Origin of the sequence: Lapillicoccus sp., assembly GCF_039935575.1 — a bacterium.
Taxonomy (GTDB): Bacteria; Actinomycetota; Actinomycetes; order Actinomycetales; family Dermatophilaceae; genus Lapillicoccus.
The window spans coordinates 1-10,321 of record NZ_JBDTKA010000109.1 but is presented as its reverse complement, the minus strand read 5'-3'; the positions used below and the strand labels follow the sequence as shown (position 1 = coordinate 10,321).

The window sequence follows — 10,321 nt, the reverse complement described above, 5'->3', positions numbered from 1 at the left end:
GACCACGAGCTGCACCTCGGGGTCAAGGGCCGCTTCTTCCGAGGGTGGACGCGGGTCGCGGGGCGGCGGGCGGACGCCCTGGTGGCTCCGAGCGAGGCGACGCGCGCCGAGGTCGTCCGCCACACCGGGACGCCCCCCGAGGCCATCGCCGTCGTCCCGCACGGGGTGGACCACGACCGGTTCCGCCCCCCGAGCCCCGCGGCGGTGCACGACGTCCGTGGGTGGTTGGGCCTGAGGCCTAGGGAGGCCTACGTAGCCTTTTTGGGCACCCTTGAGCCGCGCAAGAACGTCCCCGCCCTCATCCAGGCCTTCGTCACCGCCTGTGGCGCGCTTTCCGAACCACCCGTTCTCGTCCTCGCCGGCGGAAGAGGCTGGGACGAAGGTATCGACCCCGCGCTGGCGGCTGTACCCGAGGGTCTGACTGTCATCAGACCCGGCTTCGTACCTGACCTGCTGGTGCCGGCGCTGCTGGGCAGCGCCGAGGTCGTCGCGTACCCGGCACTCGGTGAGGGCTTCGGTCTGCCGGTCCTCGAGGCCATGGCCTGCGGCGCTCCGGTGTTGACTACGAGGCGCCTCTCGCTGCCCGAGGTCGGAGGCGACGCCGTCGCCTACGCCGTGACGCCCGACGCATCCGACATCGCGGACGCGCTGGCCCGGCTTCTCGCGGACCCTGCGGAGCGAGCCCGGCTAGGCGCCGCGGGCCTCAAGCGCGCCAGCGGTTTCACGTGGGAGGCAACGGCGCGCGGCCATTTCGCCGTCTACGAACGGGTCTGTGCCCGTGCCTGAGCAGCTATCAGGGCTTCGGGTCGTAGTGGTCACCTACCAGTCGCGCGAGACACTGCCTTCCTTCCTTGCGACGCTGGCTGAGGCCGGGGGCGGCAACCCGCAGGTGGTCGTCGTCGACAACGGCTCGAGCGACGGGACCGTCGACTACGCGGCTGCCGTGCCCGACGTCGAGCTGGCCGAGGCCGGGCGCAACCTCGGCTATGGAGGAGGGGCCAACCTGGGGGCGTCCGGCATGGGTGAGGAGTGGCTGCTGGTCGTCAACCCCGACATCGCCTTCCAACCGGGCTGTCTTGACGAGCTGCTGGCGGTCGCCGCCCGATGGCCGAGGGCTGGCGTGCTCGGGCCCCGGATCCACACGTTGGACGGACGGCTATACCCGTCGGCCCGGGAGCTGCCGTCGCTGGGACGCGGCATCGTGCACGCGACGGTGGGGTGGATATGGCCAGCCAACCCGTGGACCGCGTCCTACCGACGTGAGTGGGGCACGCCGGTCGAGGGCACCACGGGCTGGCTGTCGGGGTCGTGCCTGCTGCTGCGCCGGGAGGCGTTCGAGTCGGTCGGGGGCTTCGACGAGGGCTACTTCATGTACTTCGAGGACACCGACCTGTGCGAACGGATCGCGGCGGAGGGCTGGGAGGTCGTCTACGCTCCGAGCGCGACGGTGGTCCACCAAGGAGGCCATTCGACGTCCCAGAACCTTGAGCCGATGTCCCGTGCGCACCACGCGAGCGCCTACCGATATCTGTCACGACGGTATGCCGGTCCTCGCTGGGCTCTGCTGCGGGTGGTCCTGCGCTCCGGTCTGTGGGCTCGCTACCAGTTGTCGCGACGCCTCGGACGCGTGGTACACGGGGCGCAGCCGATGCGTCGCGCGTGAACGTCGGCCCCGTGGTGGGCGTGGCGCATCGTGGGGGCAAGCAGTACAGGTAATGTATGTCTGGCTGACGCACGGTGTCGACTCCTGCAACCCGCTCGGGCGACCCGCCCAAACATCCCGGGCTCCACGTCGGCGAGACGGAGGCATGCATGGCCGAGTTCACGCCGCCCGACCGGGTTACCGCCAGTGGTGACTCCCTCCTGCAGACCCAGACCTTGGAGTCGGTGGCGTCGGCCGAGAACTACCATGCCTGGCTCACCTCGCTGGCCATGCCGTATCTCGGTGACTCGCCCGTCGAGCTCGGCAGCGGCCTCGGCGACTACGCCCAGACCTGGCTCGACCAGGGTGTCCCCTCCGTCACGGTCACCGAGGTCGACGAGAGCCGCCTGTCGCACCTGCGGTCCCGGTTCGGGGGCGACGACCGGGTCAGCGTCACCGCGATCGACGTATTTCGGCCCGAGCTCGGCGACCACAGCGCCTTCGTCGGCTTCAACGTCCTCGAGCACATCGAGGCGGACGCCGAGGCCCTGCGGGCCGCCCACACGTTGGTGCGGCCCGGCGGTGCCGTGATCATGCTGGTCCCCGCCTTCAACTTCGCCCTCGGTCAGTTCGACCGTGAGGTGGGCCACCACCGGCGCTACACCAAGGCCAGCCTCACGTCGGCATACCAGCGAGCCGGCCTTACGGTCGAGACGATGACCTACGTCAACATGCCGGGTCTGCTGGCCTGGTTCGTCGGCATGCGCCTGCTGCGGATGACCCCCGGCGACGGGCCCCTGCTGTCGGTCTGGGACCGGTTCGTCGTCCCGGCCGCGCACCGGTTCGAAGAGGGACACAGGGCTCCCTTCGGGCAGTCGGTGTTCGCGGTGGGTCGGGTGCCGTCGTCATGAGCGAGATCCACCCCGGGAGGGTGCTTCGGACCGACGACCGCGTGCTCGGGCACGTGCCCGTCTCGGCGGCGACCACGCCCGGCAAGACCATCGAGCTCACTGTGGTCCTCCCGTGTCTGAACGAGGCCGAGACGCTGGCGGTGTGCATCCGCAAGGCCACGGAGTCCATGCACCAGCTTGGAGTCGTCGGCGAGGTGGTCGTCGCGGACAACGGGTCGACCGACGGGTCGCAGGAGATCGCCGAGCAGGAAGGGGCGCGCCTCGTGCCCATCGCCCGCCGCGGCTACGGAGCGGCCCTGCGTGGCGGCATCGCCGCCGCGGAGGGAACCTACGTGCTGATGGCCGACGCCGACGACAGTTACGCACTAGATGATATCGGCCCCTTCCTCGACGCGCTGCGCTCGGGTGCAGACCTGGCCATGGGGAACCGCTTCGCCGGCGGGATCGCCCCCGGTGCCATGCCCTGGCTGCACCGCTACCTTGGCAACCCGGTGCTGTCCCGGCTCGGGAGGGTTCTATTCCGCGCGCCCATCAACGACTTCCACTGCGGCATGCGGGCGTTCCGGCGGGCCGAGGTCCTCGAGCTCGGCATGCGCACGGACGGGATGGAGTTCGCCAGCGAGATGGTCGTCCGCGCGTCGCTCAGCGACATGTGCATCGTTGAGGTCCCGACGACGCTGCGACCCGACGGACGCAGCCGCCCCCCCCACCTGCGCACCTGGCGGGACGGCTGGCGTCACCTGCGCTTCCTTCTGGCGCTGAGTCCCCGGTGGCTCATGGTGTTCCCCGGGGCCGTGCTCACTCTGCTCGGGCTCGTCGGCATGGTCTGGTTGTCCTTCGGAACCCTACGGGTCGGACAGGTGTCCTTCAGCATCCAGACCATGCTGGTGTGCGCCACCGCCGTAGTGATGGGGACCCAGGCGATGGGACTGGCGACGGTGGCCCGGTCCTACGCGACCCATCTGGGGCTGCTCCCCGCGCACGCCGGCCTCGAAAGAGCGCTCCAACGCGTCACCCTGGAGCGCGGGGTCGTCGCCGGCGTGCTCAGTATCCTGCTGGGAGCCGCAGCGTTCGTCGCGGCCTTCTTCCACTGGACAAGTGTGGACTTCGGTTCGCTCGACCCCCAGTCGTCGCTCCGACTGCCCATGTGGGGCATGGTGATGGTGGTCAGCGGCCTGCAGCTGGTGATGGTGAGCTTCACGATGAGCCTAACTCAGATCGGCACCGAGCAGCCAGAATCCCACTGAGGCTCGGGATGTCTAGTCTGCTCGAGCGCCACACCCCTGAGCGCATACGAACACCGTCTAACGCTCCGCTGCTCGTCGTGGGCCTGCTCACCCTCGTGGTCTTCGGAGCACTCGTCGTCGCCGACGTCAACGGCAGCTCGGTGGGCTGGCTGCGCAACGGGAGCCCCGACTCGAGCCTGATCGCGGGACAGCCCCGGGCCTGGCGCGGGGACGAGTGGAGCATCAACACGCCGTCGAGCGTGGGTAACGACCGCGCTGGCCTGCCGTCGCAACGTCAGCTGGGCCTGACCGAGACCGACGTGGCCACGGCCGTGCTCGCCGGACCGAGTCGTGACTGGACCACGGTGTTCCGTCCCCAGGACTGGGGATATGTCTTCTTCCCCGCCGACCGTGGGTTGTCCTGGCACTGGTGGAGCTCGTTCGCGCTGAGCATCGTCGGTCTCATCGGCCTGTTCAGAGCGATGAGAGTGAGGACGGCGGTGGCCGTCGGCCTCACGCTGATGGCGACGTTCTCGCCTTACACCGCCGTCTTTTCGTCACCGTCCACAGCGCTGTTCCTTGGGTTCGGTGGGCTCGGGGTCAGCGGGGTGCTGGCGTCTCTTCGCGCCCGGTCGCTGGCCAGGATCCTCTGGGCCCTCCTTGCTGCCTGGGCGGCCGTCGCCCTGGTCGTCATCATCTATCCTCCGTGGACGGTGTCGGTCGGCCTGGTGGCCGCGGCCCTGATCGTCGGCCTGACCATCGACTACCGGTTCCCGTGGCGGCACGTCTTGGTCACCTACGGCACCGTTCTGGCGGTGACCGCCACTGCGTTGGTCGCCTTCCTCCTCACCCATCGCGCCGCAATCGCGGCGAGTGCGCAGACCATCTACCCCGGCGAGCGACGCAGCGTCTCCGGGGGGGGTAGGCTCGACGTCTTCCTGGGGGCACCCCTGAACCCCTGGATCCTGGAGGCTCCGCTGCTTGTGCCCGAGGTGAGCTCCGCTTGGCTTCCGGCCGGGGTGACGGCCGTTGCCGTCCTGCTGCTGGCGCAGCAGGTTTTCACCAGGGCTCGCGGAACGGGGGACTCGTCGCCTGGTGACGACGAGGCCGCCCCGATCCTGCGGACCACCGCCCTCCTGATGCTGCTGACCTCGGGGCTGCTCCTGGCCTGGGCCTTCGCGCCGCTGCCGGCAATCGTGGGCAGGGTGACCCAGCTCGAGCGAGTGCAGCCGGGTCGCCTTCAACTGGCGATGGGACTCCTGGTCGTCATCATGCTCGCCCTCGTCTCCCTGCGTCCGGTTCGGCGCCCGGTCGTTGAGGGGCTGCTCTGGCTGGCCGGGATCGGCGCCACGGTGCTGGCCACGATCTGGGCTCGTCAGCACTTCGCGGTGCTCGCACCCGTGTCGTGGGCCTACGTGGCAGCCAGCGCAGCATGCATCGCCGGGGGGGCGGTTCTGCTCGTCTACGGGCGTACCCGGTGGCTCGGCTGCGCGGTGCTGGCCCTGTATTGCTTCGGGATGTGGGCGGTCGTCAACCCCTTGTACCAAGGCCTCGGCCCGCTGGCGGACGAACCCGTGGTGACCACGCTGGAGCAGCGGGTCGCCGCCCGCCCCGACCTGCGGGTGATCACCTTCGAGGAACCTCCGTATGTCGGATCTCAGCAGCTGGTGTCACTGGCCATCTCGAGCGGCGCCAGTGTCCTCTCGGGGCCCACTCACTACCCGGACCGCCAGCTCATGCAGGCGCTGGCTCCCACCCAGGAGGACCTGTGGAACAACTACGCGTGGTACCGGTGGGTGGCCGACCCTGCCGCCGCCCAGGCGAAGCTGATCCGGTTGGCGCCCGACGCGTTGGAGATCCGGATCAACCCATGCGGTCCGTCCGGCGCGCTGCTTGCACCCGACCTCGTGCTATCCGACCAGCCCCTGAGCGGGTTCTCCTGCCTACGGAGCCAGGGAACGGTCCCCTGGAACGGAGCCGGCCGGACGATCTACCTCTACGCAGTGTCCAGGTGACGCGCCGCAGCGGCTCAGCGTCTCCTCGTGCCGCCGGGCGGGCGTGGCTGCCATGAACCTCGAGCGCCTGCTGCCGTCCTGGCGGACACTGGTCCGCCAGCTTGCGACCTTCGGCGTGGTCGGCGCCGGGGCATACGTCGTGGACGTGTCCACCTTCAACCTCCTGCAGCACACCGGCGACAACCCCATGTTCGAGGGCCAGCCGCTGATGGCCAAGGTGGCCAGCACCGGTGTCGCCACAGTCTTCTCGTGGGTCGGCAACCGCTACTGGACGTTCCGCCACCAGCGTCGCAAGGAACGGGCTCGCGAGTTCCTTCTCTACCTGCTGATGTGCACGATCGGGCTGGGCATCGCGCTCGGCATCCTCTGGATCTCGCACTACGTGCTGGGCTTCGCCTCCCCGCTGGCCGACAACATCGCCGCCAACGTCATCGGCCTGGTCGCCGGCACAGCCTTCAGGTTCTATGCCTATCGCACGTTCGTCTTCACGAGTCCGACGGAGCCGTCGCAGACGCACGACCTGCCGGCCGCGGTCGCGGCGGCGGGCCTGGTGGACGAGGCGGCGGCTGAGGCGTCCGCCTGACGACGTCCGCGTAGCGCTCGGGTGGCTCCGTCAGACTCCCTATGTACAGTGGGTACTGCTTGGTCCACACGGGCTTCTGCCTCTCGGAGGGCACCATGGCAGGCATTCGGCAGAGCAGGTCGACCATTTCGGTTCTCGCGGCAGGCATCGTCGCCGCCGGGGCTCTCGTCATGAGCCCGCCCGCGGCCGCGGACGTCGGACCCCCGCTGGCCGTCACGACGGTGGTGAGCGGCCTCGACATCCCATGGGACCTCACCTTCACCCCCGACGGGACCATGCTCTTCGACCAACGGGCTGGCTCTCTGCAGGCCCGGCTGACCACGGGTGAGGTCAGGACCGTGACTGCGGACATGTCGGATCTGTATGCCTCGGACGAGTCGGGGCTGATGGGCCTGGTCGTGGACCCGCAGTTCTCCAGCAACCGCACCTTCTACACCTGTCAAGGCCACACCGGTGGCGACGGGCGGGACGTCCGAGTGGTGAAGTGGCAGGTAGACACCGGCTACACCAGGGCCACTCGCGTTCAGAACGTGGTCACCGGCATCCAGAACAACGCCCGCCACAGCGGGTGCCGGCTCCGCTTCGACGCCAACGGGTTGCTCTACGTCGGCACCGGCGACGCTACCGTCGGCACCAACCCGCAGGACCTCACCAGCCTGAACGGCAAGGTCCTGCGCGTCACGACGGCCGGGGCTCCTGCACCCGGGAACCCGTTCATCTCGTCCGGGAACGCCAAGACCAGGCTTGTCTACACCTACGGGCACCGCAACGTGCAGGGTCTGTCGTTGCGCCCGGGCACGAACGAGATGTGGTCCGTCGAGCAGGGGACCGGCCGCGACGACGAGGTGAACCGGCTTGTCGCCGGGGGCAACTACGGATACGACCCTGTGCCTGGCTACAACGAGGGCGTCCCGATGACGGACCTGGCCAAGTACCCGAACGCGGTTCCCGCCGTGTTCGCTACGGGCGCCCCGACCCTGGCCCTGTCCGGGGGCACCTGGCTGTCGGGGTCGCAGTGGGGAGGTCTCGACGGTGTCTTCATCGGCGCGGCACTCAAGGCGAGCCAGCTCAAGGCATTGCGCATCAGCCCGCAGAACGTGCTGCAGGGGTCGGTCGACGTCCCGGAGCTGCAGGGCACCTACGGCCGGCTGCGTGAGCCGGTGCAAGGCCCTGACGGAGCCCTCTACGTGACGACCAGCAACGGGTCGGGCAACGACCGCATCCTGCGTGTGGCGCCGACGACGACCCCCGGTGAGACGGTGTGCGCCGGACCGCCGGCCACTCCGGGGACACCGGTCGCCGCCACGGTTTCGGGTGCAGACCTGCTGACCTTCGTCGTCGGGACGGACCGCGCGGTCTGGTACCGCAAGGTCGACGGGGCAGGCCCGTGGACGTCGCTGGGTGGCATCGCGAGCTACGGCCCCGCCGCCGTCTCCTCGGCCGGTGGGCGGGTCGACGTCTTCGTCGTCGGATACGAGGGGATCCTCAACCATGGCTGGCTGAGCAACGCGGGGCGTTGGAGCGGTTGGGAGAGACTCGGGGGCACCCTCACGTCCTCTCCCGCCGCCGTCTCCTTCGACGATGGCACCCTCGTGGTGGCGGGGCGCGGCACCGACCGTGCCCTGTGGTCCCTGCGCGGGACGACGGGAGGCGGCTGGACGTCGTGGAACAGCGCCGGGGGCTCCCTGAGTGCCGCCCCCGGGGCCGCCGTCGACCCCGACACGGGGGTGGGCCGGGTCGGTGTCCGCGGCGACGACGGGCGCATCTTCACGATGCCGGTCGACCGCACGGGACCGACCGGCGGCTACGTCGCGAGCGGGGTCGTCACCTGCTCGGCCGTCGCGTATGCGACCCGGTCCGGTGACGGGTCCGGGTTCGCGGTGGGGTACGTGGGCTACGAGGGTCGGGCCTCGGTGTTCGACGGCTCGGCACATCTGCTGGGCGGGACCCTGACCGGGTCGTTGGCCCTGGTCACCCCCGGGCAGCAGGGCTACGCCGTGCTCGGCCGGGGCGTCGACCGGGGGCTGTGGATTTATGACGCTCGATCGGGCTCCGGTGGGTGGCGCTCGCTGGGCGGGACGCTGTCGTAGGCGCCGACCGACCCGCGCCGCGGCCGCGCGCCACGGACGCACTAACGGATGCCCGACCGGTGGTCTGGAAGTCACTATCGTGATGGGATGCTCGCCGCCTACGCCGCCCGGACCGATCCCGACGACCCGGTAGGTGCCCTCGAAGTCGCGGAGCGGCCCGAACCCGGCAGCCGGGCCGGGTGGACCACGGTCACGCTCAAGGCGGCGAGCCTTAACCACCACGACCTGTGGTCGCTGCGGGGCGTCGGGTTGCCGGCGGACCGATTGCCGATGGTCCTCGGGTGTGACGGCGCGGGGGTCGACGAGGACGGCCACGAGATCATCGTGCACAGCGTCGTCGCGAGTGACGGGTGGAGCGGTGACGAAACCCTCGACCCAGCCCGGTCGCTGCTGTCCGAGCTCCACGACGGGACCCTCGCCGAGAGGGTGAGTGTGCCCAGGGCTAACCTCGTCCCGAAGCCGCAAGCGATGTCGTGGGAGACGGCGGCCTGCCTGCCCACCGCCTGGCTTACGGCATACCGGATGCTGTTTACCAACGCGGACGTTGCCCCCGGTTCGACCGTCCTGGTCCAGGGAGCGGGGGGCGGCGTCGCCACCGCCCTGGTCCAGCTCGGGTCTGCGGCCGGCCTGCGGATGTGGGTGGTGACCCGTGACGAGACCAAGGCCGACCGCGCCGCCGAGATCGGTGCTGACCGGACATTTCCCTCGGGGGCCCGCCTGCCCGAGCGCGTCGATGCCGTCATGGAGAGCGTCGGGGCGGCCACCTGGTCGCACTCGGTCAACTCCCTCAACCCCGGTGGGACCATCGTCATCTGTGGGGCCACCTCCGGGGACGCCCCCGTCAAGGCAGAGCTGACCAAGATCTTCTTCCGCCAGCTGCGGGTGGTCGGTTCTACGATGGGGACCCGTGAGGAGCTGGGCCGGCTGGCCCGGTTCGTCACGGACCGGCAGATTCAACCTGTGGTCGACTCGGTGCGCCCGCTCGCTCAGGCGCGGGAGGGGTTCGCCAGGATGGCGGGCGGGGACGTGTTCGGCAAGGTCGTCTTCACGGTGGGTTGAAGTCCAGCCGCCCCGTTCACCCACCGCCCCGTTCACCCACCGCCGCGTTCATCCGCCCCCGCGCCGGCGACGCCGACCACCGGGAACCAACACGCCGACCGGTGAGGGTGAGCTCCCGCGATCGGCCGTTACCGTGGGCCACCAGCAGGGTCTCGTCGACGGCGCAGGTGCCGTCACTGTGATGGAGGTACGGATGGCTCCGCGATTGGCCGGTTACAGACGTCGGATGTGCGTGCTTGCGATCCTGGTCGGGTCGCTGGCCGCCGCCGCCCCGACGGCCCGCGCGGCGGACGAGCCCGCCGCCCGCGCCACCACCAGCGCCTCGGCACCGCCGGAGTCGCTTTCAGCAGCAACCCCTTCAACGACAACGGCACCCGTTCCCGGCACGACCCCGACCGGGCCGAGCGCCACCACCCTCTCTGGACCGACGACGGCAGTCCCATCGCCGACCGAGATCGGCCGCCCGGCCACTCCCAGATCCGGGCCCTCGACCATCGAGCCAGCGCCCCCTTCGTGGTCGTCTTCCCCACCGTCCCCACCGTCCCCACCGTCCCCACCGTCCCCGTCATCGGACACACCCCAGGCGGTGGTCGCCGACCCGGTCGACTCCCGGTACGCCGCCCTCGGGGGACCGTCCGGGCCCTTGGGTCCGGCGACGAGTGGGCGCGTCAGCGTCGGGGGCGGTGTCTACCAGCAATACCGGTCCGGCCGGATCTGGTGGAACGGTGCCGACACCTCGCCGGCCTGGGAGACCCTAGGTACCATCGACGTCCGGTATGCCGCGATCCGGGGCCC

At 70.2% G+C, this 10,321-nt stretch carries 9 protein-coding genes and 1 pseudogene; 9 read left to right on the top strand and 1 reads right to left on the bottom strand.

Features of this window, described 5'->3' with window-relative positions; all coding sequences use genetic code 11:
* The 8 genes from ABI385_RS13135 to ABI385_RS13100 all read left to right on the top strand — a co-directional run.
* On the top strand, positions 1-786 hold a 786-nt coding region (locus ABI385_RS13135), incomplete at its 5' end, for a glycosyltransferase family 1 protein (protein WP_348104199.1).
* A complete protein-coding gene (locus tag ABI385_RS13130) occupies positions 779-1,663 on the top strand; it encodes a glycosyltransferase family 2 protein (protein WP_348104198.1) in 885 nt (294 codons plus the stop codon). The genes ABI385_RS13135 and ABI385_RS13130, both read left to right, overlap by 8 nt.
* A gap of 149 nt (positions 1,664-1,812) precedes the next feature.
* The gene (locus ABI385_RS13125; protein WP_348104197.1) at positions 1,813-2,553 is read left to right on the top strand and encodes a class I SAM-dependent methyltransferase; all 741 of its coding nucleotides are present in this window, start codon (positions 1,813-1,815) and stop codon (positions 2,551-2,553) included.
* A complete protein-coding gene (locus tag ABI385_RS13120; protein WP_348104196.1) occupies positions 2,550-3,800 on the top strand; it encodes a glycosyltransferase family 2 protein in 1,251 nt (416 codons plus the stop codon). The genes ABI385_RS13125 and ABI385_RS13120 overlap by 4 nt, the downstream gene beginning before the upstream one ends.
* Positions 3,801-3,808: 8 nt before the next feature.
* Entirely contained in the window at positions 3,809-5,794 is a 1,986-nt protein-coding gene (locus ABI385_RS13115) for a hypothetical protein (RefSeq protein ID WP_348104195.1), read from the top strand.
* 52 nt (positions 5,795-5,846) lie between these two features.
* Positions 5,847-6,377 (top strand): GtrA family protein, encoded by a 531-nt coding sequence (locus ABI385_RS13110; RefSeq protein WP_348104194.1) that lies wholly within the window; start codon positions 5,847-5,849, stop codon positions 6,375-6,377.
* 95 nt (positions 6,378-6,472) lie between these two features.
* Positions 6,473-8,467, top strand: a complete 1,995-nt coding sequence (locus ABI385_RS13105) for a PQQ-dependent sugar dehydrogenase (protein ID WP_348104193.1) — start codon at positions 6,473-6,475, stop codon at positions 8,465-8,467.
* A gap of 87 nt (positions 8,468-8,554) precedes the next feature.
* The gene (locus tag ABI385_RS13100) at positions 8,555-9,526 is read left to right on the top strand and encodes a zinc-binding dehydrogenase (protein WP_348104192.1); all 972 of its coding nucleotides are present in this window, start codon (positions 8,555-8,557) and stop codon (positions 9,524-9,526) included.
* 213 nt (positions 9,527-9,739) lie between these two features.
* Here the strand turns inward: ABI385_RS13100 and ABI385_RS13095 are convergent, their stop codons facing one another.
* Complete coding sequence (locus ABI385_RS13095) at positions 9,740-10,102, bottom strand: hypothetical protein (RefSeq protein WP_348104191.1); 363 nt, start codon at positions 10,100-10,102, stop codon at positions 9,740-9,742.
* A gap of 10 nt (positions 10,103-10,112) precedes the next feature.
* Here ABI385_RS13095 and ABI385_RS13090 point away from each other — a divergent pair.
* Positions 10,113-10,321 (top strand): annotated as a pseudogene (locus ABI385_RS13090) (hypothetical protein); the annotation flags it as partial.